Genomic DNA, 26,130 nt, shown 5'->3' with positions numbered 1-26,130 from the left:
TGGCCGGCCGACCAATGATCTGAATAATTTTTTGCATTCTAGAAAAAAGCAATGATGTAAATGGTGTAGCTTCAATTGATGCGTAAGAGGCTTTGATTTGTCGCACCAACCCCTGAAAATAATGCAAAGCATCTTTTTGTTTGTCCTGAGCCTCTATGATTTCATCAATTTTTTGTTTAAGTTCATGGTATCGCGCAACCAGAATACATCAAATCAATCCCACAAGCTGTTATAATTCCATGATCACAGCTTCGTATTGAATAGCGCTTAAAATTACCAGAGTCGCGCATGACAATAAGACCACAGTCATAAAGGCGTGAAAGTAAAAAACTAACACGCGATTCACACCGTTGAATGTCATAACTAAGTTGTCGATTGCTTTTAAAAACGATAGGAACGCCGCCTTTTTCAAATGAATCTCTTGAAGCTGTATTCAATAAAGCCAAGAGAAGTTTAGCTTCTGTCTCTCGTATAAAACCAGCCCTCTCTAATTTTTTAACCAATCCAATTAATTGTCCACGACTTACAGAGCCCATTTCAGCATTTTCTGCTAATTTTCTAAATTCTATATGATGCGCACTTAACTTTCTTCCGGAGACTTTATTAACCATAATTGTTTTAACCTCTCAGTTAGAGGCAAAAAAAATGTGAAAAATACCCCTTTTCTACAAAATTTCTCTTGCAGAATCTGATAAGTTAAATTAAATTAGGAAATGATTGGTTTTAATTTAACTATGCCGTATAGGTGTTTTAGAAACCCTTCTGTTGTGGCAGTTGGGTTTTTATTTTTTTGCCATTATATTTCCCTCACTTTGAAACGACTCATAGCTTTGAAAAAAGCATGTCAAGATGACAGACTATATTAAAAAAAAGATTTTCAACATGGTAAAGATTTCAAGCAACTATTTTTTTATAACAATACAACCAATTGCAACCTGTCATAATAGCGAAGCGAAATGACGTATAGGGGAAAGGAACCCGCTCCCATATAGCGCTGTAGTGAGCAACCTATACGAGTAAGTGAGCTTTAAATAAAAACAATTTTCCAAACAGATTAATTTTCCATGATGAGAATTGTCCATCAAGCCCTATAGGGCTTTTGGTTCAACTTTAAAGCTATTAAGGCTCATGATGGAATTGTCTTCATTTTTAAAGAGCACTGAAGAGAACGCTTGGTTAATTATGATCAATGGGATTATAGCTTCCATGATCTCTTCGCCAATCTTCTGGTTGTTGAAATTGGCTCGACCACAAGCCATTTTTTTCTTTTTGAGCGGTCAATTGTAAATTTTTATAGTCTGCGGGGGATGGAAAGTTATGCTGATCTTTTGTCAAAACCATCAACCCTTCTGCAAGCCCCAAGCGTGCCAGATCAACTCCATCGACAAAACATTGTGCATAATGAACTTGTCGAATGACACGGGCTTGCCGACAGGTAACATTTTTATCGATTGTTTTTGAGACAAGCCACGCCGTGACAAAAGCCCCACAGGGCCACTTAACACCATTGCGGGTAGCAAATTGCCTCGTTTCACAGGTTTCCACACCATAGAGACGGATATCACGGACGATTCTTTTTCTCCACCCCTCATCTGTTGGTGTGATCATTTTAAAGCTCACACCACTTGTGACCTGAATAGCACCTGAATAAACAGGGACATTTTCTTCATAAAATTCTGTTGATAATGATTCTAAAGACAAAGGCATTTCTTGTTTATGATCATGATTGCGTACGGTTAAATCTGGTTCTTGAGACTGTTTTTCCACGACCTTTTTTATGTTTTGCACAACAGGGCTTTGCATAAAATCTTCAGAGTTTTGACGAAAATAAGAAACAGCTGCAAGAATAAAAAAAATAAAAATCAGATATTTAAATGCTGATCGAGAAGTTTTTTTTAAAAATATCATTTTGTATATTATAAATAATTTTGTTTATTTTACTCTAAAAAATAAAATACTATAAATGAAACAGTAGAATTTTTTATTTTATTACGTTATACATTACAGTAAATTAATGTTAAGTAATTTTTAATTTTTAATATGCGGGGAAATTTTCATGAAAAACATGAATAATTCGTTCAATCGTGAACACACCTTACAAAAATCAATTTTATCAAACACCCAAAAGAAATGGCTAACAACAGTATTAATGCTTTTTATTGCTTTCCTTGTACTCAGTGAGCCAGCATTTGCAGAAGGCTTCGAAAAAATTGAAACTGCTCTTGATAAAATAATTGAAACCTTAACAGGAAAAATTGCCACAGCAATTGCCACCATTGCGGTTGCTGGTGTTGGGCTTGCCTGGATAGCTGGTTATGTTGAAATGCGTAAAGCTTTCTTCGTTTGCGTTGGCATTGGCATTGTGATGGGTGCATCGCAAATCGTAAACATGCTTTCCCATTAATCTTTAGCATTTTCAAAAACCATGAAAGAGCGTGAGAAGTTAACGGAAGATACGTTATTTCTTGCTTGCACGCGCCCTGCAATGATTGCAGGCGTAACGGTGGAAGCTATGGGATTAAATGCGATAGGATCGATGATATTGTTTATTATGGCAGGCAATATTTTTCTTTTAACCATTGGTGTTGCCATCCATTTCATATTCAAAGAAATCCTAAAGCATGACCATAATAAATTTCGTATTCTTCTGACATGGCAAAAGACAACTATTTTTGCCAGAAATTCTAGTCTATGGGGTGGGGGAAGTATTTCTCCATTACGATTAATTCGTAATTATGAGGAATTAAAATGAAAACAGCCGAGCGCAAACGTGAAAAGCAGCCAGAGGCGATCATTCCTTATGTTCGCCATGTCAATAAACACATCATTGCGCTGGATTCACGCGCTCTCATGAGCGTTATTAAACTTGAAGGCATTAACTTTGAGACAGCAGATATCATTGATCTGAATGTGCTTCACGAACAGCTCAATAATCTGTTTAAGAACATTGCGGATGAACGGATTGCGCTTTATAGCCATATTATCCGAAAGCGTGAAACTGTTTATCCGGATGGGACTTTTAGATCAGCATTTGCCAAGCAATTAGATGATAAATATCGTGAGCGAATGGTTTCACAGGAGCTTTATCGCAATGATCTTTATCTTTCGATTTTGTGGAATCCACACGTTGATAAGACGGATAAATTAGCCGAATTTTTCAAACGTTTAGGCAAAGCCAAACAAGAAAAGACGGAAGTTGATGAAGAATCCGTTCGCAAGCTTGAAGATATTACGACAGATCTTATTCAAAATTTAGAGCGTTATGGTGCAAAAAGATTAAGTCTATATGAGCATGACGGTAACATTTATTCGCAGCAAAGTGAGTTTATTCACCAACTGGTAGGTGGTCGTCGTGAACGCATACCCCTCACATGGGGGACGATAGCGTCGACTGTTTATTCCGACCGTTTGATTTTTGGGAAAGAGGTCATAGAGATACGCACTGAGGCGGGCCAGCGTTTTGCTGGCATGTTTGGTTGGAAAGAGTATCCAGCCAAAACCAGAATAGGCATGGCGGATGGTTTGCTCACCCTTCCCTTTGAATTTATTTTTACGCAATCTTTTGTTTTTAAGAGCAAAAATGTTGCCAAGCAGATTATGGGTCGCAAACAAAACCAGATGGTCAATGCCGGAGATCGTGCGGGCTCACAAATCATGGAGTTGGATGATGCGCTTGATGATCTTGAATCGAATCGTTTTGTTTTAGGGGAGCATCATTTATCGTTAGCGGTTTTTGCTGATGAGCCACAAGAGTTAGCGGATAATCTTGCCAAAGCGCGTTCTCGTCTCACAGATGGTGGTGCAGTCATTGCGCGGGAGGATTTAGGGTTAGCGGCGGCGTGGTGGGCACAATTGCCTGGTAATTATGCCTATCGCACCCGCTCTGGCGCGATAACCAGCCGCAATTATGCAGCGCTTTCACCTTTTCATTCTTTTCCGGTTGGCAAAATAGATGGCAATGTGTGGGGACCAGCGGTAGCGTTGATGAAGACTTCAGCTGGTTCACCGTTTTATTTTAACTTTCACTTTGGTGATTTAGGCAATACCTTTGTCTGTGGTCCGTCAGGTTCTGGTAAAACGGTTATTGTTAATTTTTTACTAGCGCAACTTCAAAAGCATGATCCGAATATGGTCTTTTTTGATAAGGATCGTGGAGCAGAGCTTTTTGTCAGAGCGGGTGGCGGCACTTATATGCCCTTGAAGAATGGTAGACCGACAGGCATAGCACCGCTAAAAGGCTTAGACTATAACAATCCAGCAGATAGAGTTTTTTTACGCCAATGGATTATAAAGCTTGTTTCGTCTGAAGATCAAAAGATCAGTGAATCAGAAAGACAAGATATCACGGCAGCGGTTGACCAACTTGCTCTATTACCTAAGGAACAACGGACCATATCGGCCTTACAAATGTTTTTTGACACCACGCACAGGGAGGGCATATCGGGGCGTTTAGAAAGATGGTGTAAAGGCAATGCCTTGGGATGGGTTTTTGACAATCCGGATGATGACATAGGGATTGATGCAAAATTTATTGGTTATGATATGACGGATTTTTTAGACAATGACGAAATTCGTCCACCATTAATGATGTATTTATTTCATAGGATTCTGTCTCTGATTGACGGGCGTCGTATTATCATTGTCATTGATGAGTTTTGGAAAGCGCTAGAGGATGATTCCTTTAAAGCCTTTGCACAAGACAGGTTAAAGACCATTCGGAAGCAAAATGGTTTGATGTTGTTTGCCACGCAATCACCCAAAGATGCGATTAATTCGACGATAGCTCACACCATTATAGAGCAATGTCCCACTCAGATTTATTTTCCCAATCAAAAGGGCAACCACGCAGATTATGTAGAGGGTTTTAAATTATCCGACAGGGAGTTTAACCTAATACAAGCAGAATTAAGCCGGGAGTCACGGCGTTTTCTCATCAAGCAGGGGCAAAATTCTGTTGTAGCAGAACTGAATTTACGCGGTTTTGATGATGAAATAGCCATTTTAAGCGGCACCACGAAAAACATTGAACTTCTCGAAACGATTATGGAAGAAGTGGGTGCCTCTCCAGAAAAATGGCTTCCCATTTTCCAAGAAAGGTCAAAACAATGAAAAAACTTTTATGGGCAACAGCCTTCTGTGCAATTTCTTTAGGCTTAAAAACAAATGCATTTGCTTTTGGCGATATTGTATTTGATCCCACAGCTGCTGGAAAATTAGCTGAACAAATTCGGCAAGGCACACAACAGCTTGAACAATTAAAAGGTCAACTTGAGCAAATGAAACAACTCTATAGCTCCTTAAATGCCAAGCCTGACATTTCGGCATTGAAAGAAATGTTTAACAAGCAAGGGAGCAATGGCGCTCTACCTTCTGACTTTAACCACTTTCAACAATCGATGGGCAGTGGCGGCGGCGGCGGCGGCGGAAGCAGCAGCAAAAACGCACAAAAATGGCAAGAAGAGCTTAAATATAAAGAGCCCTCAGGCGGAGCAGGATCAAAAGAAGCGGTAGATGCTTTTTACGCAGAGGAAGTCAAAAAAGCCGAACAACGTGTAGTAGGACAAGCCGCCACAGGCCAAGACGTCTACGAAGAAGCCAGTGAAACACAAAAAAAGATTAACAAGCTTCTTGATGAACTTGGAAACACTGATGAGGCTGGAAAAATTCAAGGCATTCAAGCACAACTAGAAGCGATACAAGCAAAACTGCAAACACAAGTTCTTCAAATGCAAGCCGCCGCGATGATTCAACAAGCAGAAGAAAAAGCGGCCGAAAGACGTGAAATGGAAGAATTTAAAGCACGAACCAAAGCTTTAGCTCAAAAAATGCGTGGTCAATAAAGGGTAAAAAAGAGGGGCTTGAACATGAACAAGATCATCATCACAACATTACTACTTTGCACAGGGCTCATCACCGCTGGCTGTGAAAAAACCTATAGCGTAGAAGAATTAAAAAAAGACAAAAAACTGATGGAAGAAGTACTCGTGAAATGTTTGACATCAGGGGATCTTAAATCGAAAAATTGTAAAAACGCAGAGCAAGCTGAATTTGAAACCCGTAAAAAATGGGGAGGTTTTGGCTCTACAAATGATGAGCAGCAAAAATCTGAAAAACAAGGGGACAATCACTAATCATGAACAAGATCATCATCACAACATTGCTACTTTGCACAGGGCTCATCGCTGCTGGATGTGAAAAAACCTATAGCGTCGCTGAATTTAAAAAAGATGAAAAATTACGCCTAGAGTGGGATGCTAAATGTGGATTTGCAGGGACTTCAAAAAATTGTGAAAACATGCGGTTAGCATTCTTAGAACTTGAGAAGGAACGTCAGGCAAAAGCTAAAGAAATATGGAATGCTACATTTGGGATAAAAGAGCATGCTGAGGAAGAACAAAAAGCGAAAGAAAAAGCAGAACAACAACAGGACAATCACTAATCATGAATAAAGTTCTCATAACAACATTCTTGCTTTGCACAGGGCTCATCACCGCTGGCTGTGAAAAAACCTATAGCGTCGCAGAATTTAAAAAAGATAAAAAACTGATGGAAGAGTGGAATGCAAAATGTGGATTCGCAGGAACTGCCAAAAATTGTGAAAACTTAAGGTTAGCGCAACTTGAACTTCAAAAAGAATATGAAGCAAAAGCGGAAGAGAGAGAGCGTGAACGCGAAGAAGAATATCGCAAAGAAATGGAAGAATATGACGCAAAAATAGAAGCTGAACATCAAAGAAGACAAGCTGAAATAAAAAAACTAAAAGCTGAACAAAAAGCAAAGGAACAAGCTGAACGAGAAGCAGAAGAGCGCGCTAAAAGAGAAGCGGAGCGGAAACAGGATAATAATTAAGACACAATAAAGAGCGGAGCATCTAAATGGCTGTAGAAACAAAAGGCATATTCACTGATAGAGATGATATGTTAACGCCACCCCTTACAGAGGTAACGGATAACATCTATTGCACTTTAGCTGCTCAACTTAAAAAGCTGTACGCACTTTATACTTCATTTATGGCAACATTATGTCACTGCCCTAGATTTATCATCACTGGTTATAAAAACCAGAACACAAGCATAATTTAAAAATTGTGCTCAAACCTTGTAAAACTGAAAGAAAGAAGGGGAAATATTGATGAATAAAGTTCTCATAACAACATTGTTGCTTTGCACAGGACTCATCGCTGCTGGCTGTGAAAAAACCTATAGCGTCGCTGAATTTAAAAAAGATAAAAATTTACGCCTAGAGTGGGATGCTAAATGTGGATTTGCAGGGACTTCAAAGAATTGTGAAAACATGCGGTTAGCATTTTTAGAACTTGATAAGGAACGTCAAGCACAAGCAGAAGAAAGAGCGCGTCAAGCGGAAGAAAACAATCGCAAAAGAGATGAAGAATTTGAAGCTAAACAAAAAGCTTGGATTGAAAAAATGAGAGAAAAGAATCAGAAAAGATTAGCTGAAGAAAGAGCAAAACTACGCGCGGAAGAGGAACAAAGAGCAAAAGAGCGCGCGGCAAAAGAACAACAAAATAACCATTAAGACACAATGAAGAGCGGAGCATCTCAATGGCAGTAGAAACCAAAGGCGTATTCACTGATAGAGATGATATGTTAATGGAGCCCCTTATAGAGCTAACGGATAACATCTATTGCACTTTAGATGCTCAACTTAAAGAGCTGTACACTCTCTATACTTCATTTATGGCAACATTATGTCACTGCCCTAGATTTATCATCACTGGTTATAAAACTAGAGCCTAGCATAATGTAAAAATTGTGCTCAAACCTTGTAAAACTGAAAGAAAGAAGGGGAAATATTGATGAATAAAGTTCTCATAACAACATTGCTACTTGGCACAGGACTCATCGCTGCTGGATGTGAAAAAACCTATAGCGTCGCTGAATTTAAAAAAGATGAAAAATTACGCCTAGAGTGGGATGCGAAATGTGGATTTGCAGGAACTTCAAAGAATTGTGAAAACATGCGGTTAGCATTTTTAGAACTTCAGAAAGAATATGAAGCAAAAGCAGCAGAAAGAAGCCGTAAAATTGACGAAGAAAATCGCAAATCAATGGAAAAATTTAACGCTGAAATGGAAGCCGATCTTGCAAGAATGAGAGCTGAGACTAAAAAAAAATTAGCTGAACAAGAAGCAAAGCGACGTGCTGAGGAAGAAAGAAGAGCAAAAGAGCGCACAGCAGAAGAACAACAAAATAACCATTAAGACACAATGAAAAGGGGAGCATCTCAATGGCTGTAGAAACCAAAGGCATATTCACTGATATAGACAATATGTTGATGAAACCACTTACAGATACAATGGATAAAACCATTGTTAATCTCTCATCAAGCTTAGGTGCTCCGCTTAAACTGTCTTGTACGCTCTATATTATATTTATGGGCTATAATATCATCTATGGGCGCTCTTCCATGCCCTTATGGGAATTTATAGTGACAACTTTTAAACTCGGCATCGTTGTTGCACTTGCTACAAACGCCGCTTATTATAATGAGTGGGTCAGTGGGATATTTTTCCATGATCTGCCGAATGCCATTGCAAATGCCACCCAAGGTGCCCATGTGGATCGAAATGTATGGGATAATATGATGGGTCAAGCTGGAGCACAGGTTTTGGACGCCGCAAACAAGTACACAGGGCTGACTCAAATGGGGATGTTTATTGCGACATGGATTGCTGGTTTTATCTGCTTAATTGTTTCTGCCTTTTTTTGTCTAGTCGGTTTTGTTGTTTCATTATTTGCTAAATTGGGTTTGTTTCTTGTCCTATCAATAGGACCAGTTTTTATAAGTCTCTATATGTTTTCCTCAACCAGAAAATTCACAGAAGCATGGTTAGGGCAAGTGGCAAACTTCATCATTTTATATGTGTTAGTCGTGCTGCTTGGTGGCTTATATGTCAAGATTTCGATGAATATTTTTTCAAGAGGTGTTGACAATATCTTCACTACTTTACTTCAGTTCTTGGTTGTTGGTCTTGGTGGTATTTTTCTTTTCCTCAGACTCCCTGATATCGCATCAGGTTTAGCTTCTGGGGGGGCTTCTCTTACAGGCTCAGGACCAGTTGCTAAAACAACAGCTCAACTAACGGGTAAAGCTGCTAAAGCAACAGCCAACACGATAGAGAAGGGCTTTAAAAAATTAACATCACTCTTAAAGCATCACTTTTAAAAAAGGTCTAAGTTAAAATGCGGGAATTAAAAAAAATTGGGGTTATTTTATCATTTCTCTTTCTCAGTGGCTGTATGTCCTCATCACACACACTGAAGTCACTTCCAAAGTGTGATGGATATTCTAAACGTCCACTCAACCGCTCTATGTGGAATTGGGAAGGGAAAAAACCCACACCCACACCCATCATCATCAGTAACAACACCACCCCCTCACCCTTAAAAGAGGGAAAGCTGGAAATGCTTCTGGCACAAAAGTTAACGGATGAAGAAATGAAATCCTATAAAAATTGCGGGCAAAAAGCATGAAAAAAAAAGACGTAGAACAATACATTGCTGAAGCGCGCTCCTTTGATCAAGATCGCATGCTCGCCGCACGATGCACCACCCGCGCCTCACTCACCATCGCTGCGATAGCCGTTATCGTCGCGGTCATGTCATCCTTTGCGGTCATCACCCTCACACCACTTAAAACCGTGGAGCCTTTTGTCATCCGTGTGGACAATTCAACCGGCATCACAGAAGTGGTGGAAGCCTTAAAAGAAGCACCCACCAATGTCGATGAAGCCATCACACGCTATTTTGCCGCAAAATATGTCCGCTCTCGTGAAGGCTTTGCCGTAGAAGAAATACAAAACAACTTTAAAACGGTCTCTCTCCTCTCTTCCACTGAAGAGCAGGAAAGATTTGCCAGCTGGTACGGCGCAAGAAATCCACAAAGCCCACAAATTCTCTACAAACATGCCACCGTTACAATAACGATAAAATCAATCTCCTTTATCAATCAAGATGTTGCTCAAGTGCGCTATTACAGAACAATCCATGATAATGACAACAACAAAGAATTCATTACCCACTGGGTTGCAACGCTCACCTTCGAATATATTAACGCCCCCATCTCTGTCCAAAACCGCCTGATAAATCCTCTTGGGTTTATTGTTAATGAATATAGAACTGATCCGGAAGTGGTCAACTGATCATGACAAAAAAAATCCTTTTTCTTATTCTCAGCATCCTCGTCCTTTCTCCTACACCTTGGAGTAACGCCAGTGTTTTTCCCACCCGCGCGCCGAGTGATAGCCGCATTCGCTTTATCAATTATGATGCTTATAATGTCACAAAAATTATTGGCTCCATCCGCTCTTCCGTTCAGATAGAATTTTCTGCCAATGAAGAGATTGCGCATGTCGCCATTGGCAACAGCGTTGCATGGGAAGTCGCACCAGCAGGCAATATTCTCTTCCTCAAAGCGCGCGAAGTCCAACCCATCACCAATCTCCAAGTCGTCACCACAAAGCTTGATGGCTCAAAACGCTCCTATCAATTTGAACTGATCATCAAAGATGGAGAAATTTCCTCTGGACATGAAACCTATTTCCTCGTGAAATTTCGCTACCCCCAAGAAGAAGCAGAACAAAGAAGACTTGCCGCCCTTCTGCGACAAGAAAAAAAACAAGCCCAACAAATTGATAATGTCTTTAACGCTTATGAAACCTACGGACCACGCAATTGGGCTTACACCGCACAAGGCTCAAGCAACCTTGAACCCTCCTCTGTATACGACAATGGCAAAACCACAACATTCACCTTCCCTGAAAACCAAGAAATCCCTGCCATTTACATCGTGAGCAGTGACGGTACAGAATCGCTGGTTCCCAAAACCACAAGAGGCAACATGGTTATTGTCCATGCCATTAGCGCACGCTTCACCCTAAGACAGGGAAGAAATGTCCTCTGCATCTTTAACGAAGCCTATCAACCAAAAGGCATCAATCCAGACACCGGAACAACCTCACCATCTGTTGAACGTAAAATTGCATCAGATCTTTAAACATCTTTAAATAAAGCGGGAATTAAAGGGGACCAACACATGAGTGATAAAACCACGAACGAAGATCGAGGCTCCATTAGCGATAAACGCAACAATACCTCACAAAGCCTTGGCAAAAAAATAGTTGTCGCAATCGCCTGTATAGGAGTCTGCGCCTATGTGGTTTGGAACATTCTCTCCTCTCCCGAAGAAAAAAAAGACACTGCAAAACCTCATAAAAAACAAGAAAAAAGCTTTCGCAACACCCTCGCGCCTTTAGAGATCCTCCCCTCCACCCCGCGTGCCAAAATGGCGCCCATAACCCTCCCCCCTCCACAACCACTCGCACCAGCCCCCAAAAAAGACGACCCCTTACTTGATGCCGCAAGACGCGCCCCTGTCTTAGCTTTTGCCAAAGGCTCTAAATCTGAATTAAAAAATGTCGTCAACAATGCTTTCAACCCCCTTGAGAAATTGAATGCCCTTGAAAATCTCTCTCAGATGCAAAATTCTCCTGCCGCTCAAAACACACAAAATTTTGCAACCCTGTTAAAACCCACCACATCAGAAGAAACAAAAGCAAAACTCATCGGCAATAGAAACTTTATCATCGCCATGGGAACCTCTATCCCCTGTATCTTAGAAACCGCCTTAAACAGCGACCAACCAGGCTTTGCCAGCTGCATTATTAACCGCGATATCCTCTCTGACAATGGACGCGTTGTTTTACTTGATAAAGGTACCCAAGTGGTTGGCGAATATCGCGGAGGCATCAAACAAGGGCAATCCCGTCTCTTCGTCCTCTGGACCAGAGCCAAAACCCCAAACGGCATCATCATCCCCCTTGCCTCACCCGCAACCGACAGTTTAGGACGAGCCGGCTTTGATGGCAACATCAACACCCATTGGTGGGAACGCTTTGGCTCTTCCCTTTTACTCACCGTTATTGATAGCGCCACAACCACCCTCACCAACAGAATGCAAAACAAGAATAAAGCAGGGGCAAACAACGCTGGAGGTAGTGGTTTTGAAGGCGCAAACAACATGGGAAAAGATGCAGCAAGTATCGCTCTTGAAAACCAAATCAACATCCCCCCTACCTTAGAAAAATTCCAAGGCGAACTGGTCAATATTTTCGTTGCAAGAGATCTCGACTTTTCCTCTGTCTATAAACTAACGCTCACCCATAAAAGGAACAACGCTTACTCCCGCTCAACCCCGGGCTATTCCTTTTTTCATTAGTCACTCTCACAGTCAATAAAAACACATATAAAACATATAAAGTAATTAAAATCATAGTATGGCCACAGCAAAAAATATAGAACGAGCCTCCATCGTTTTAACAAAATTGAAAATCTTAGATGATTTTCTCAATAATGAAAATTTATTCGAAATTGTCGTCAATCGTCCTGGTGAAGTGATTGTTGAGGGTCCAAACGGTTGGCAAACCCACACCCTTGAAGAACTAACCTACAGCGAGCTAGAAGGTATCGCAAAAGTTGTTGCTGCCTACACAACACAAAAAATCAGTGTAGAAAACCCTGTTCTCTCCGCAACACTTCCCAATAATGAACGCATACAAATTGTCATGCCCCCCGCTGTTGCCCCCAATACCATCAGCATGACAATCCGCAAACCTTCATCACGCACTTTTTCCCTTGAAAGTTTACACGAAAACCAACTGTTTTCTGTAGCAAGAAATGTCACTTTCACCCCCCTTGAACAAATGAAAAAGCGTTCCTGTGAACTCTCCGACACAGAACAAGAACTAACAGACCTCTTCATCGCCAAAGATTTTTGTAAATTTTTAGAACGCGCCGTTATCACCCAACAAAACATCTTAATATCCGGCAAAACCGGCTCTGGAAAAACCACCCTCTCCAAAGCTTTAATTGCCAAAATCCCCGAATACGAACGCATTCTCACCATTGAAGACACACCAGAACTGGTCGTTCCCCATTCCAATAAAGTCCAACTTTTCTATTCAAAAGATAACCAAGGCTTAGCAAAAGCTGGCGCAAAAGAACTCCTTGAATCGGGACTGCGCATGCGCCCCGACCGCATACTCTTGCAAGAGCTACGTGATGGCACAGCCTTTTACTATATCCGCAATGTCAACTCTGGTCACCCAGGCTCCATCACCACTGTCCACGCCTCCACAGCCCTTGCCGCCTTTGAACAAATGACCCTCCTTGTCAAAGAAAGTGACGGGGGCGGTAATTTAGCACGCGATGATATCCGCGGCTTATTAATTTCCATGATAGACGTCATCATCCAATGCAAACGCCTGGAAGGCAAATTTCGTGTCACAGAAATTTACTACGACCCCTTCAAACGTCGAGACGCTTTTTAAAAAAAGCGCAAAGTCAAGTCAATAAACATGAAAAAGAAACTGAAAAGCAACGAAACTATAGGCAAAAGATATCTCTCGCAACATTATATCTGCATATCTGCGCTCTAGATTTATCATCACTGTTTATAAAAACTGAAAGAAAGAAGGGGAAATATTCATGAATAAAGTTCTCATAACAACATTGCTATTTTGCACAGGGCTCATCACCGCTGGTTGTGAAAATCTAAGATTAGCGCAGCTTGAACGTGAGAAGGAACTTAAAAAGAAATATGGAATATGAAGCAATAGACAATATATTTAACGGTGTCCCTCACACCGGACAAGGGATAAAATCATTGCCAATCTTTCATCAAGTGTAGATAGCTCCGTTTAAGGTATCTGCTACAATCTATATTATATTTATAGGCTACAATATCATCTATGGGCATTCTTCCATACCCTTAGAGGACTTTGTAACAACAGCTTTCAAACTTGGCATCATTGTTGTACGCACCACAAACGCCGCAGCTTATAAGAGATTGAGGTTTTGATGAATCAATACAGACAAATGTTCAGACTTCCCAAAATGGGCCGCAATAGATGCCTCTAGCATTTCTTGTTTCTCAACACCCTTCCAGTTGATATGATAACCAGCTTCACGAGCAAGTTGTCCCATAAATTCACGCAAGGTACGCCCATTCCCCTCTCGAAAGGGATGCAACGCATTCAACTCTCCCATGTAATATCCAGCCCTTTGGCTAAATTCATCTATATCAAGACCACGCAGATACTGTTCTTTTGCAAGCTGTTGCGTAATCTTCGGGGCATAACTTTCAATCTGATGATAACTCGCAAACATACTATTGCCTTTGGCAATATCCACTAAACGGATCTCTCCCGCCCATTCATATATGTCACCAAACAGTTTCCTATGCATCTCTTTCATGTAGCTGAGATCAAACTTACCACGAATAGCAGCATGCATAAGTTCAAAAGACCTTAAATAAGCGAAAGTAGATTCTACACGCTCCAATGTGGCTTTGTCTTTAATACCAAACCGATTATATAACACACCAGTTTCAGGATCAGTATAAGGATCACCGCTTCCCTTATACTTCTCCACGTTTTACCCGCTCCATATAATCTTTGAGGATATCACTTATTTCAAGTTCTCCAATAATAACACGCTCCATTTGCTCAACGACTTTTGGATCGGGTTCCAACCCCTCTAAACGTTGGCTTGCCAATGCATTTTTAGCAGCAAAGCGACGTCGTTTAATTTCCTCTTCACTCAACATATAAAAACCTCCCTTCGTTATTCTTCATTATAGCTCAAGTATACTACAAACATAAGGTTTTATTCCTTGCCTTACCGCATCACATCTTTCGACCTTTCACGCGCTCTCGCATTGATTTTCTCTTGTTGTCTCTGTTGCAAAAATTTAACAGCCATTTGAAACTCTTTTATGTATTTTTTATCATGAGACTGTTATTTAGAAGTTGCTTTTGATAAATTATAATTTGTTTGCAGAGCAAGCCAAGCTCGTGCTGTGCTTACACCAGACATTTCAAGCCTAATAGCAAGATGAGCACTAATCGCGGCTTTTCCATTTAAAACGCTAGAAAGGGCTTCTCGAGATATACCAAGCCACTCTGCGGCTTCATTAACCGATAAACCAAATTCTTTTATCACATCTTCACGCAATAATTCACCAGGATGTGGTGGATTTTTCATCATTTTTTAGCACTCCTTAGTGATAATCACGATAATCAACTAATTCGACATCTATGGCCTCAAAGTGAAATATTACACGACAATTTCCATTGATAATAATTAACCCATAATCTTTAAGATCACCTTTTAGCAGATGTAATCAAAAGGACGCATAACTTTAAATCTTTTGGCGATACATCTCCTTCAAGAGCACCTAAAACAGCATGGGCGGTTCTAATCCCTTTAGTCGTATCAGTATTATAGAAGGCTTCAATCCTTTTATGTTTAAATCATAAAATCATAAATTAAGAGAATGTGTAACACGACAAGATACAAAAAATATTGATTATTTTTTATATCACATGGCTTTTTTTACTTTATAAACATTAGAACTGTCATGAAAAAAATTGATTATTCTCATCACCTTATCTTTCAAGAGCAGTACTCACACATGTATCATGATGGGTGATCACATCCATCAACTCTGTCACAACCGTATCCAACACCTCTCGTGCATCCCCTTCGGCCATAAGGCGGATAACTGGCTCAGTTCCAGAAGCACGGATCACCAATCGTGCCTCTTTTCCCAACTGCTTTTCTGCTTGATCAATAGCCGTTTTGACGGGATTTTTTTTCAAAACATTTTTATTTTTAATCGTTACATTTTTTAAAATTTGTGGGACAGGTTCAAACCGTTTACACAATTGGCTCATAGGGGTTTGACTTTCTTTCATACAAGCTAAAATCTGCAAGGCTGCCACCAACCCATCACCCGTTGTCCCAAAGTCACTAAGCACAATATGCCCAGAAGCCTCACCTCCAACATTATATCCCTTTTGACGCATGGCATCGACAACATAACGATCTCCAACTTTTGTTCTGATCAAGTCCAACCCTTTGGCATTCAAAAACCGCTCCAGTCCCAGATTGGACATAATCGTTGTAACAACCCCATTGCACCGTAACCGTCCCATTTTATGCCAATTTTCAGCAATCACAGCAATCAACTGATCCCCATTAACCGCTTGTGCTTTTTCATCAACAATGAGTACACGATCGCCATCTCCATCAAGAGCAATCCCTACATCAGCACGCACTTCATGCACTTTGCGTTTTAAAGAGCTTAAATCAGTTGAGCCACATTTTTGATTAATATTGGTCCCATTCGGTTCATTATGAATAGCAAAAACCTCAGCCCCCAACTCCCATAAAGCACGAGGAGCCGCTTTATAAGCAGCGCCATTAGCACAATCCACAACAATACGCACAGCATCTAAGCGAACATCACGAGGCAAAGTCCGTTTGGCATATTCAATATAACGATAAATATCTCCCTCAACCCGTTTTGCGGAACCAATTTCGGCAGAACTTGCTAAAGATTTTGAAAGATCTGTATCGATCAATTGTTCAATTCTTGCTTCCATATCATCTGAAAGCTTAAAACCATCAGGACCAAAAAGTTTAATGCCATTATCATAGAAAGGATTATGAGAAGCAGAAATCATCACGCCAAGATCTGCACGCAAAGAACGGCAAAGCATTGCAACAGCAGGCGTTGGCACGGGCCCCAATAAAAAAACTTCCATCCCCGCAGCAGTCAATCCTGAAACCAAAGCATTTTCCAACATATAGCCAGATAATCGGGTATCCTTACCAATCACCACACGACACGATTGATGTTGTGAACGAAATAAAACCCCTACAGCCATCCCTACCTTCATGGCAAAATCAGGTGTCATGGGAAATGAATTGGCTTTTCCCCGAATTCCATCAGTCCCAAAATATTTTTGCACCATACCTCGTTCCTTTATCCTTCTTCCCTTGGCTTTTCTTTAAAACGCTAATAGCCCCTCAATAGCCCTTTATACTCCTCACCCTATAAATGATACCATTGGACTTACCCCTCATCTTTTTAGGTCATCAAAAAACCTTTCACCATTGACACATCTAAACGACGCTCAACCAATAATGTTTCTCCTCTGCACACATAAAGCAATATTATTTGCTAAACAAGCTTTACACATCCCTTGAATACACCCAAAATATAGTCTCACATCCTGCCAAACCCGCAAGTCAATTCATTATCAAACCTCACAATCCTCAGTCCAAAGCTGCAAAGTACCCCTATCACTTAACCTCACAACCTTCAGCCCAAAGCCGTAAAGCATCCCCTATCACTTAAACCTTGCAACCCTACCAATACTGTAAGAGAACAGACCGCTTTATCCCCTACTAAAGCTGTCATAATAAACGGCTTTTCTTAATTTTTTTCTTCCATGTTTTGGCAAATATTGCATCAAAGGCGCAAAGCTTTGCTCGCGCCCTTTTCAAAGAATTTAGAAGTTTTCCGAAAACATAGTCACTCAAGTGTTCTTAAAGAATTCTTATTTTCCTTTATCAGATCCCGAAGGTTTTGACTTTTTTTCAACACTGTTTTTATTTTGAGAGTGATTGACTGTTTTTATAGGACCTTTTGCGTTTTGTGCTTTTTTAGACTCAGTATCCTTGGACTTAGTATCACTGGATTTTGCTGTTTTCTTTCCAACAGTGCCTTCTGCCTTGTCGTCCTCCTCACCTTTAACGGATTCTGCTTTATGGAGCACTGTTTTAGCGTCTTTTTCATCGCCCACAGGATCCCCTGCTTTCACCGTTCCAATCTTTGGAACAGAGGAAGTCCGCGGGGCAGCATTTTCATCTTTCTGCGTCCGTGAAGGAGGCTTTCCTGCAATAACTTCGTTAATTTCAGCACCCGTTAAAGTTTCATATTCCAACAAGCCTTGAGCGAGAGCAAACCATTCTTTTCTTTTTGTTTTCAAAATATTGGTTGCATTTTTATAGGCATCATCAATAAGCTTACGCACTTCCATATCAATCATGCGTGCTGTTTCTTCAGAAACATTTTGTGTTCGCGCAACAGAATGACCTAAAAAGACTTCATCTTGGTTATCGCCATAAGCAACATTTCCAAGCAGATCCGAGAATCCCCACCGTGTGATCATGGCACGTGCTAATTTCGTTGCTTGCTCAATATCAGAAGAAGCCCCCGATGTGATATTTTCCTTTCCAAATTTTAACTCTTCAGCCACGCGCCCCCCCATCATGATGGCTAAACGAGAAATCATCCATCGATAACTCATGGAATAGCGATCGCCTTCCGGCAATTGCATCACCATTCCCAATGCCCTTCCCCTTGGAACGATTGTTGCTTTGTGGACAGGGTCAGCAACCGGAACATTGAGAGCCACAATAGCATGCCCTGCTTCGTGATAAGCCGTGAGTTCTTTTTCCTCTTGTGTCATAGCGGTTGAACGACGTTCAGCCCCCATCATCACCTTATCTTTTGCATCTTCGAATTCTTGCATTGTCACAACTCTTTTATTGCGGCTCGCAGCCATAAGAGCAGCTTCATTTACAAGATTCATGAGGTCCGCACCGGAAAACCCTGGAGTTCCCCTTGCCAAAACTTTCAAATCAACATTCGGGGCTAAAGGGACATTGCGCACATGTACTTTCAAGATTTGCTCACGTCCAGAAACATCTGGATTTGGCACCACGACTTGTCGGTCAAAACGCCCTGGTCTCAATAAAGCAGGATCCAGCACATCAGGGCGGTTTGTTGCAGCAATAAGAATAATACTCTCATTGGGCTCAAACCCATCCATTTCGACAAGCAACTGATTTAAAGTCTGCTCACGCTCATCGTTTCCCCCACCCAGTCCAGCACCCCGATGGCGTCCAACAGCATCGATTTCATCTATAAAGATAATACAAGGTGCATTTTTTTTAGCCTGTTCGAACATATCCCGCACACGGCTCGCCCCAACACCTACAAACATTTCAACAAAATCAGACCCTGAAATGGTAAAGAATGGTACATTAGCTTCACCAGCCACCGAACGCGCTAACAGCGTTTTACCGGTTCCTGGAGGACCAACAAGCAAAACACCGCGAGGGATACGCCCTCCTAAGCGTTGAAATTTTTGTGGTTCGCGTAAAAATTCAACAATTTCTTGCAGATCTTGTTTTGCTTCTTCAACGCCAGCAACATCCTTAAAGGTAACACGTCCTTGCGCTTCATTAAGCAATCTTGCCTTTGATTTCCCAAACCCCATTGCCCCGCGAGATCCATTTTGCATTTGTCGCATAAAAAAGACCCACGCTCCTACAATAATAATAACAGGCAACAAAGAAAAAAGGAGATTAAGGAAGATACTATTTCCAGAACTTTCAGGAATAGCTTTAACATTAACGTTTTTGCTTTCCAATTTTTGTATCAAACCAGGATCACGTGGTGCAAAAGTTGAAACAGTTCTCTGTTCGACAGTTTGTCCTGTTAATTTTTGACCTTGAATGGTCACCGATTTCAGCTCGTTATTCTCAACTTTTTGTAAAAACTCAGAATAGGAGACTTCTCCACCACCAGAACGTTGACTATCTCCATTAAAGAAAGAAAACGACACAATTAAAATCAAGGCAATAACTCCCCAAATGAGGAGAGAGCGGTAATTAGAATTCATATTCAGCCCACTTAATCAAATATAGATTTCAAACAGTTCCCCTTAACATATAACCTTGTCAGCCCCTTGCCAAGGGATGAGAGACGGTTTATTCTCTTTTAGAGTTATTTTTCTTTATCTTTTCACCTCAAGATTAAAAAAAGGTTCTACAACATTCACCAGCGCAGTATCTTCGCGTGAGGAAAGCCAATCAAAAGGCGCCATAATTCGCTTGATGATAACGTTTTTATGAATAATCGCTTGAGAAATCAACTCAGGAATATCACACCCTTTATCATTTGAAATCATCAGCAGTGATTGTAAAGAGGGCAAATGAGGCTTTTTAAGATTAAAATTGCTGTTTTTCAATAAAGGTTTCAGCTGTTCTAAATTTGCGGCTCCAACCTTTATAGCCTCAGATCCATGATTGGTAATCTGATAGCGCCCATCCCACATGAGTGTTTCCTCCGGCGCTACAAAAACCTCTTTCATATTGCGTTTTTCACGCCATAAAGCAATGCCATCTTTATTATATTCAATCACACAGCCCGCATAAGTAAAACGCCGCTTTTCGGAAGAATGAAGAGAGAGTTTTTGAACAAGCATGCTTAATTTTTTTGAAGGAAGCAAATAAAATCCCCCACCCATCAACACCGCAAAAAGCCCAACAACGAAAGGGAAACAGGCATGTTTGTGTAAAAGTGACGCAGGCTTTTTGATGAAACAACGCCCATATTGAACCGTAATATCCAGTGCTAAGATTAAATCGGCAATATTTTGCGCGTGTTGACGCCGCCGCAATGCAGCCTGATTTATTTTTTGAGCAATATCCGCAAGCTTTTGCGGAGGAAGAGATTGACGCACACGCACGCGTTCAAAACTGCGATCTTCATTGCTTGGATCATCAATCCACACTTTTCCTTGCACGCTTAAATAATTGCGCAATGTTTGGCGTTTTACACCAAGAAGCGGCCGAATCAAACGTACTTTTCTATGCAGCAATGACTCACGCGGGATACAAGATAAACCACGCTCATATAAGATTCCATCGTTTTTTTCGGCAATATTTTCTCTCGTTTCTCTGGCATGATCTTCATCACACATAGCACCAACTTCACTGCGCAAAGCCCCCCTACTCTTTTGGAGACCCCCCCTACTCTTTTGGAGACGTTGAGAGCGCATTTGATAGGTTTCAACCTGATCATTGAATGTATGGCCGGTCATAATAAGGGAGGCACGTTGTTTTTGTGCTTCCTGAACTAAGAGATTATAGCGTGCAATACGAGCGCTGGAAGCAATATGCGTCTTTGGTTTTTTGCCTTCCCACCGCACAGTGATATGTTTAATGTGATGGTCATGACAAATTTCCGCAACAGTTTCTGCTTCACGCGCTGATTCTTTACGCAATTGATGATCAACCGTAACAGCAATTATTTCTAAAGGAATAGAGAGCGTATCCAAATACTCTTTAACCAAAAACATCAAAGCCAAAGAATCACTTCCCCCTGAGACAGCAAGAATCACTCGTCGACACTGAATAAAATCCGATGTTTTAAAGAGATTTCTTGCTAGTCTAACGCACACCGAAAATGACCTCGTTGCTTATTTTAGAGAGTTACAAAACACAGACTCTAACATTTGATGATGTTTTTTGTTTTTTGCAAAAAGAGCACAATCCTTTTCATTTTTCTCAAGAGCGACCATACTTCTTGCTAATTTCAGCAAAATCTCGGATGTATAGAGCTTCTTTTTATCGGCATACCATGCGGACAGGTAAACTTGTGCTGCTTCATAATAGCGTTTTTGTCCCAACAAAGATTCAGCCAACCAAAACAAAGCATCATCACTCAAAGGATCTTTTTTGTAGCGATTTTGAAAAGCACAAAAGCTCCTTTCAGCCTCAACATAGTTGGCAGAACGAATAAAGTCATACCCTTCCTTATACAACGCTTTAGAAGAAGAAAGAGTGTCACTTTGATCTGCTTGAACCGTTACATCATGCGCTTTTTTAAAAATACCCCCTGTTTCCTTCACAGCATGATCTTTCACATCAGCAACCTTTGTCTGGTTATCCGCACTCAGCTCCTGCACCATCTCTTCTTTTTCAGTCTGAGATTTTTCATCCAAAGCAGCACTTTCAACGGAACAAGAATAAACAGAAGAGTCTTTTTTATCAAAAAGTCGGTGAAACTGCTTGTTAACATTTTTCAAATTGTTATGCTCAAGCACCATCCGTATTTTATGCAAAAGCTTATCTAAATCATAATCTTTAAATAAGTCCTGCTGATTCTCTAAAATAATCCCTTGATACACCGAAACCCCAGCAGCTTTTTTCACCACATCGGAAGCAGCCTTATCAGCAGCGTCTGAAGCTTTTTCCACCACATCGGAAGCAGCCTTATCAGCGGCATCTGAAGCTTTTTCCATCACATCGGAAGCAGCCTTATCAGCGGCATCCGTGGCTTTCTTCACCGCATCGGAAGCCTTATCAGCAGCATCTGAAGCTTTTTCCATCACATCGGAAGCAGCCTTATCAGCGGCATCCGTGGCTTTCTTCACCGCATCGGAAGCCTTATCAGCAGCATCCGTGGCTTTCTTCACCGCATCGGAAGCAGCCTTATCAGCAGCGTCTGAAGCTTTTTCCATCACATCAGAAGCCTTATCAGCGGCATCCGTGGCTTTCTTCACCGCATCGGAAGCAGCCTTATCAGCAGCGTCTGAAGCTTTTTCCACCACATCGGAAGCAGCCTTATCAGCGGCGTCTGAAGCTTTTTCCACTACATCGGAAGCAGCCTTATCAGCAGCGTCTGAAGCTTTTTCCATCACATCAGAAGCCTTATCAGCGGCATCCGTGGCTTTCTTCACCGCATCGGAAGCAGCCTTATCAGCAGCATCCGTGGCTTTCTTCACCGCATCGGAAGCCTTATCAGCGGCATCTGAAGCTTTTTCCATCACATCGGAAGCAGCCTTATCAGCAGCATCCGTGGCTTTCTTCACCGCATCGGAAGCAGCCTTATCAGCGGCATCTGAAGCTTTTTCCATCACATCGGAAGCTTTATCCGTATCATGTGCTGGATATTCAGAAGTCTTTCGAGCCGCACTTTCAGCAAATGAGGTAGAACAAGCTATGAAAACCGCCATATAAAAGATCGTTTTCCAATTGATTTTACGATACATTCTTTTCTCCCCTTAAGAGTTCATTGAATGGTAGAAACAAACAATTTGCTCATTTAATGACTGTTCATATCACTTAGCGTTGTCACAGCACGTCGATTTTGATTCCAACAGGAAATATCATCACACACCGCGACAGGTCTTTCCTTTCCGTAAGAAATTGTTTGAATCCGTTGCGCAGACACACCTAGAGACACGAGATAATTCCGCACAGCAACAGCGCGGCGCTGTCCAAGTGCCAAGTTATATTCACGTGTCCCTCTCTCATCAGCATGACCTTCAATCATAATAGAATAATAAGGATAATGAAGCAACCATTCTGCTTGGCGCGTTAAAATACGTTCAGCATCTGCATTCAATGAAGAAGAATCGAGACTAAAAAACACACGATCACCCACATTAACCGTAAATTCTTGTCCTGAACCTGGTAACACCTGATTTAAACCAGCATCATTCATATAAGCGCCATTCATACCGTGAAATGCACCGGTATTTTTTTTGCCACATCCACCCAAACACAGGGCGAAAAGAAAGAGTATCGCTAAGGAACGAGAGAGAGTATTTTGGGTAGAGCACATAGTCCGTTTTTCCTTTAAAGAAGGGTAAATTCTTAAAAATATTTTTAAGAATAACTGTTAATTCCTAATGAAGACGAAATTTTTTTGTTTTTTGTCATCATTTTTCAGTCTCTGCCAATTTTTCTTCCCTCCCAGTTATTCCTCTAACATTTCCATGATAAATTGAGAAACATTGCCCTGATACGTCCTACCGCTTACGCTTCCTCTTGATCTTCACGATTTTTTTGCAGTGCGTTCAATTTTGCAAAAACTTTATCAGCATCAAAAGTTTTGTGGGAATTGTCTTCACTTTTATTTTCCTCTAGAGCAGCGTTTTCCGTCACAGAGGCGGGAAGCAACGACCTATCTTCTTCTGCAGCAACAGGGCGATTTTTTGCCGCACGCTGGAGTTCAAAATCTAAATCGATTTGCGAACACAAACCAAGCCCTACAGGATCAAGAGGAGACAAATTGGCACTATTCCAATGGGTTCGAAGGCGGATTTGTTCAATTGTTGCTTTTGTTGTCCCAATCAACCTTGCAATTTGTGCATCTTTCAACTCAGGATGGTTCGTAACCAACCATAAGATACCATTGGGACGATCTTGACGTCGAGAAAGAGGGATATAACGTGCTCCTTTACGTTTTTTTTCAGGAATGTGCACCCTTGATTGAGAAATTTTCAAGCGTGCGTTTTGATCCGCCTCCACCCGTGCAATTTCACTGCGCGTCAACTGCCCAGAGTTAATCGGATTGAGACCTTTAATACCATAAGCTGCCTCACCATCGGCAATAGCTTTTACTTCCAAGACATGCAATTTACAAAATTCTGCAATCTGCTCAAAAGAAAGAGCTGTATTATCAACCAACCAAACAGCTGTTGCTTTGGGCATCAAAAGTTGCGTTGCCATTTTTATAAATCCTCTTCTGCGCCTCTTCTATGAGGCAGTTTACCGCCCACTCAAGAGCACTGGAACTTCTTCATTATATGTTCTTATATGTTCGTCTTTTCCACCCACTTTTATAATAAAGCGAGGCATGGAATAAACCACTTTGCCATGAAATTATACTCTATTATAGCGTGATTTTTGCTCAACGACAAGAGATCTCTCTTGGAATGATCCTCAATGAAGGTGTCTTTACCTTTAAGATTAATTTTCTTATAAAGGATTTATTTGATTATTTCACCTCATGCTGTGGCACATTTACTCTGGTGGGATGCGTGATTTTATCGCCTTACATTCTAAAAAAAACTAACCCAGAAGGAAAGCCCTCAAACAGGAAGGAAAACTATGGCAGGCCATTCACAATTTAAAAATATTATGCACCGTAAAGGGCGTCAAGATGCGATGCGCTCGAAAATATTTTCTAAGCTTGCACGTGAAATTACCGTCGCAGCAAAACAAGGTGCTCCTGATCCAGCCATGAATCCACGGTTAAGGCTGGCTGTTCAAAATGCTAAAGCACAGTCAATGCCAAAAGACAATATTGAACGCGCGATTAAAAAAGCGTCAGGAACCGATGTCGAAAATTATGATGAAGTACGCTATGAAGGTTATGGACCAGGTGGTGTTGCCGTCATTGTTGAAGCTTTAACCGATAACCGTAACCGCACCGCTTCAAACGTGCGCGCCGCCTTCACAAAATCAGGCGGAGCCCTAGGGGAAACAGGATCGGTCAGTTTCATGTTTAATCGGATTGGGGAAATAATTTATAAGCCAGAAGCAGGAACAGCAGACAACATCATGGATGCAGCAATTGAAGCCGGTGCCGAAGATGTACAATCCGAAGAAACCGGACATCATATTACCTGCGCATTTGAAGATATTGGTGAAGTTTCAAAAACACTTGAAGCAAAACTTGGTGAAGCAGAATCAATCAAAACAATTTGGAAAGCCACCACCCTTGCACCAATAGATGAAGAAAAAGCTTTATCCGTTTTACGACTGATTTCAACCTTAGAAGAAGATGATGATGTGCAAAATGTTTATGCTAATTTTGATGTCAGCGATGAGATTTTGGCAAAACTGTCCGTATAATTCTCATCATTGAGCTCTCTCTTCATCGATAAGGGACTGAAAAACATCTAATCACCTTGCCTCTTTGGTCATAAATATAAAAGCCCCGCGTAAAAAGCGGGGTCAATCGTGGTCGTGCCCAAGAAAACCACAATCAATCAACCGCAAAAAATAGAACCAATGGCCTCCAAAAGCAGATTGATGAAAAAAGAAAGCATAAAGCAAACCCCGCCCCCTTGAGCGCCCTTGAACACTCAAACAATTTTGATGATAAAAGCGAAAACTCCATCGTCTCACGGCTTTTTACATATCTCAAAGATGATCCCTCTATCGCCTCTCTCTTTGTTTTTTTTAAGAGTCTCCTTGTCCTCCCCCCCCCTCAAGAAGCGAAAATTTCACCCCGATCTGGTCTGTAAACCATTCAGGTTTTCTTAAAGACGCATTCTTCTTCTCACACATAAAATTTAATTGAAACTGAAAGCAATAATTTTATCACATTGATTTATAAGGGCAGTTTAGCGTTATTGAACTTGAATAAGAACCCTTACATAACGTCAAATTCTCTCATTTCAAATCTGTGTGTATGGTGCATCAATTAAAATCATACACTTGCACATTCTTCAGCAGAAAATACCTGTGTGGCATAAAGCTTAAAGGAGAAAAATACCCTTTTACGAACTGTCTCAAAGGCTGTAAGGCGGTTGTAATATGAGAGACGCTTCTTGCATGATACTGCTTGCTCCATTAAGCACCACCATCTTTACGCTTATGGCGTAACAAGGCATTACCATCACACTATTTTCCAGCGCCCAATATTGAAACAACCCTTGCATTGAAACGATTC

General features: G+C 41.1%; 30 protein-coding genes and 1 pseudogene. 19 read left to right on the top strand and 12 right to left on the bottom strand.

The annotated features are described in order from the left end of the window. Positions 1–182: 182 nt before the first annotated feature. Positions 183–611, bottom strand: coding sequence for a helix-turn-helix domain-containing protein (locus tag PVV59_RS05265; protein WP_273755052.1), 429 nt, complete (start codon positions 609–611; stop codon positions 183–185). Between the two features lie 565 nt (positions 612–1,176). Continuing rightward, on the bottom strand, positions 1,177–1,908 hold the full coding sequence (locus tag PVV59_RS05260; RefSeq protein ID WP_273755050.1) for a nuclease: 732 nt from the start codon (positions 1,906–1,908) through the stop codon (positions 1,177–1,179). Positions 1,909–2,056: 148 nt separating this feature from the next. On the opposite strand from PVV59_RS05260, the gene PVV59_RS05255 reads away from it, so the two are divergent. From PVV59_RS05255 to PVV59_RS05170, 18 genes and pseudogenes are all read left to right on the top strand, one after another. Beyond that, positions 2,057–2,404 carry a TrbC/VirB2 family protein gene (locus PVV59_RS05255; RefSeq protein WP_273755049.1) on the top strand — a complete coding sequence of 116 codons (348 nt, stop codon included), beginning with the start codon at positions 2,057–2,059 and terminating at the stop codon, positions 2,402–2,404. A gap of 21 nt (positions 2,405–2,425) precedes the next feature. Then, positions 2,426–2,752: a type IV secretion system protein VirB3 gene (locus PVV59_RS05250; protein ID WP_120121158.1), complete on the top strand. Its 327-nt coding sequence runs from the start codon at positions 2,426–2,428 to the stop codon at positions 2,750–2,752. Beyond that, positions 2,749–5,109, top strand: coding sequence for a VirB4 family type IV secretion/conjugal transfer ATPase (locus PVV59_RS05245; RefSeq protein ID WP_273755047.1), 2,361 nt, complete (start codon positions 2,749–2,751; stop codon positions 5,107–5,109). The genes PVV59_RS05250 and PVV59_RS05245 overlap by 4 nt, the downstream gene beginning before the upstream one ends. After that, positions 5,106–5,840 (top strand): type IV secretion system protein, encoded by a 735-nt coding sequence (locus PVV59_RS05240; protein ID WP_273755045.1) that lies wholly within the window; start codon positions 5,106–5,108, stop codon positions 5,838–5,840. The genes PVV59_RS05245 and PVV59_RS05240 overlap by 4 nt, the downstream gene beginning before the upstream one ends. A gap of 24 nt (positions 5,841–5,864) precedes the next feature. Then, positions 5,865–6,131 carry an EexN family lipoprotein gene (locus PVV59_RS05235; protein ID WP_273755043.1) on the top strand — a complete coding sequence of 89 codons (267 nt, stop codon included), beginning with the start codon at positions 5,865–5,867 and terminating at the stop codon, positions 6,129–6,131. 2 nt (positions 6,132–6,133) lie between these two features. Then, positions 6,134–6,439: an EexN family lipoprotein gene (locus PVV59_RS05230; RefSeq protein ID WP_273755042.1), complete on the top strand. Its 306-nt coding sequence runs from the start codon at positions 6,134–6,136 to the stop codon at positions 6,437–6,439. A 2-nt stretch (positions 6,440–6,441) separates the two neighbouring features. Continuing rightward, positions 6,442–6,849, top strand: a complete 408-nt coding sequence (locus PVV59_RS05225; protein ID WP_273755041.1) for an EexN family lipoprotein — start codon at positions 6,442–6,444, stop codon at positions 6,847–6,849. Between the two features lie 26 nt (positions 6,850–6,875). Beyond that, a complete protein-coding gene (locus tag PVV59_RS05220) occupies positions 6,876–7,082 on the top strand; it encodes a hypothetical protein (protein WP_273755039.1) in 207 nt (68 codons plus the stop codon). 49 nt (positions 7,083–7,131) lie between these two features. Next, the gene (locus PVV59_RS05215; RefSeq protein WP_273755037.1) at positions 7,132–7,536 is read left to right on the top strand and encodes an EexN family lipoprotein; all 405 of its coding nucleotides are present in this window, start codon (positions 7,132–7,134) and stop codon (positions 7,534–7,536) included. 280 nt (positions 7,537–7,816) lie between these two features. Further along, positions 7,817–8,221, top strand: coding sequence for an EexN family lipoprotein (locus PVV59_RS05210; protein ID WP_273755035.1), 405 nt, complete (start codon positions 7,817–7,819; stop codon positions 8,219–8,221). A 26-nt stretch (positions 8,222–8,247) separates the two neighbouring features. Then, positions 8,248–9,186: a type IV secretion system protein gene (locus PVV59_RS05205; RefSeq protein WP_273755034.1), complete on the top strand. Its 939-nt coding sequence runs from the start codon at positions 8,248–8,250 to the stop codon at positions 9,184–9,186. 17 nt (positions 9,187–9,203) lie between these two features. Further along, positions 9,204–9,494, top strand: a complete 291-nt coding sequence (locus PVV59_RS05200) for a type IV secretion protein VblB7 (RefSeq protein WP_273755032.1) — start codon at positions 9,204–9,206, stop codon at positions 9,492–9,494. Beyond that, entirely contained in the window at positions 9,491–10,162 is a 672-nt protein-coding gene (locus tag PVV59_RS05195; protein WP_273755030.1) for a virB8 family protein, read from the top strand. Before PVV59_RS05200 ends, PVV59_RS05195 begins: the two co-directional genes overlap by 4 nt. A gap of 2 nt (positions 10,163–10,164) precedes the next feature. Next, complete coding sequence (virB9, locus tag PVV59_RS05190) at positions 10,165–11,016, top strand: P-type conjugative transfer protein VirB9 (protein ID WP_273755029.1); 852 nt, start codon at positions 10,165–10,167, stop codon at positions 11,014–11,016. 39 nt (positions 11,017–11,055) lie between these two features. Further along, positions 11,056–12,237, top strand: coding sequence for a type IV secretion system protein VirB10 (gene virB10, locus PVV59_RS05185; protein ID WP_273755028.1), 1,182 nt, complete (start codon positions 11,056–11,058; stop codon positions 12,235–12,237). Between the two features lie 58 nt (positions 12,238–12,295). Continuing rightward, complete coding sequence (virB11, locus tag PVV59_RS05180) at positions 12,296–13,348, top strand: P-type DNA transfer ATPase VirB11 (RefSeq protein WP_273755026.1); 1,053 nt, start codon at positions 12,296–12,298, stop codon at positions 13,346–13,348. A gap of 157 nt (positions 13,349–13,505) precedes the next feature. After that, entirely contained in the window at positions 13,506–13,628 is a 123-nt protein-coding gene (locus PVV59_RS05175; RefSeq protein WP_273755025.1) for a hypothetical protein, read from the top strand. A 54-nt stretch (positions 13,629–13,682) separates the two neighbouring features. Continuing rightward, positions 13,683–13,860 (top strand): annotated as a pseudogene (locus tag PVV59_RS05170) (type IV secretion system protein); the annotation flags it as partial. Here PVV59_RS05170 and PVV59_RS05165 read toward each other — a convergent pair. From PVV59_RS05165 to PVV59_RS05120, 9 genes are all read right to left on the bottom strand, one after another. Further along, on the bottom strand, positions 13,857–14,450 hold the full coding sequence (locus PVV59_RS05165; protein ID WP_273755023.1) for a Fic family protein: 594 nt from the start codon (positions 14,448–14,450) through the stop codon (positions 13,857–13,859). The pseudogene PVV59_RS05170 and the gene PVV59_RS05165 sit on opposite strands and share 4 nt — an antisense overlap. Then, positions 14,437–14,625: an antitoxin VbhA family protein gene (locus PVV59_RS05160; protein WP_273755021.1), complete on the bottom strand. Its 189-nt coding sequence runs from the start codon at positions 14,623–14,625 to the stop codon at positions 14,437–14,439. The genes PVV59_RS05165 and PVV59_RS05160 overlap by 14 nt, the downstream gene beginning before the upstream one ends. A 191-nt stretch (positions 14,626–14,816) precedes the next feature. After that, positions 14,817–15,065 carry a HigA family addiction module antitoxin gene (locus PVV59_RS05155; protein ID WP_273755019.1) on the bottom strand — a complete coding sequence of 83 codons (249 nt, stop codon included), beginning with the start codon at positions 15,063–15,065 and terminating at the stop codon, positions 14,817–14,819. A gap of 401 nt (positions 15,066–15,466) precedes the next feature. Next, on the bottom strand, positions 15,467–16,837 hold the full coding sequence (gene glmM / locus PVV59_RS05145; RefSeq protein WP_273755017.1) for a phosphoglucosamine mutase: 1,371 nt from the start codon (positions 16,835–16,837) through the stop codon (positions 15,467–15,469). Between the two features lie 588 nt (positions 16,838–17,425). Beyond that, entirely contained in the window at positions 17,426–19,558 is a 2,133-nt protein-coding gene (gene ftsH, locus PVV59_RS05140) for an ATP-dependent zinc metalloprotease FtsH (RefSeq protein ID WP_273755016.1), read from the bottom strand. 114 nt (positions 19,559–19,672) lie between these two features. Further along, entirely contained in the window at positions 19,673–21,121 is a 1,449-nt protein-coding gene (gene tilS, locus PVV59_RS05135; RefSeq protein WP_273755015.1) for a tRNA lysidine(34) synthetase TilS, read from the bottom strand. 18 nt (positions 21,122–21,139) lie between these two features. Continuing rightward, the gene (locus PVV59_RS05130; protein WP_273755013.1) at positions 21,140–22,714 is read right to left on the bottom strand and encodes a tol-pal system protein; all 1,575 of its coding nucleotides are present in this window, start codon (positions 22,712–22,714) and stop codon (positions 21,140–21,142) included. A 53-nt stretch (positions 22,715–22,767) separates the two neighbouring features. Next, positions 22,768–23,289 (bottom strand): peptidoglycan-associated lipoprotein Pal, encoded by a 522-nt coding sequence (gene pal / locus PVV59_RS05125; protein WP_273755012.1) that lies wholly within the window; start codon positions 23,287–23,289, stop codon positions 22,768–22,770. A 194-nt stretch (positions 23,290–23,483) separates the two neighbouring features. Further along, complete coding sequence (locus tag PVV59_RS05120) at positions 23,484–24,179, bottom strand: DUF1013 domain-containing protein (RefSeq protein ID WP_273755010.1); 696 nt, start codon at positions 24,177–24,179, stop codon at positions 23,484–23,486. 381 nt (positions 24,180–24,560) lie between these two features. Between PVV59_RS05120 and PVV59_RS05115 the strand changes: the two genes are divergently transcribed. Continuing rightward, positions 24,561–25,307: a YebC/PmpR family DNA-binding transcriptional regulator gene (locus PVV59_RS05115; protein ID WP_005774608.1), complete on the top strand. Its 747-nt coding sequence runs from the start codon at positions 24,561–24,563 to the stop codon at positions 25,305–25,307. 580 nt (positions 25,308–25,887) lie between these two features. Here the strand turns inward: PVV59_RS05115 and PVV59_RS05110 are convergent. After that, positions 25,888–26,031 (bottom strand): hypothetical protein, encoded by a 144-nt coding sequence (locus PVV59_RS05110; protein ID WP_273755009.1) that lies wholly within the window; start codon positions 26,029–26,031, stop codon positions 25,888–25,890. Between the last annotated feature and the right edge of the window lie 99 nt (positions 26,032–26,130).

Origin of the sequence: Bartonella sp. MM73XJBT.G (genome assembly GCF_028618435.1) — a bacterium.
GTDB lineage: Bacteria > Pseudomonadota > Alphaproteobacteria > Rhizobiales > Rhizobiaceae > Bartonella.
Note: the sequence above shows the minus strand (reverse complement) of the source record. Positions and strands in the feature narration are given on the sequence as shown.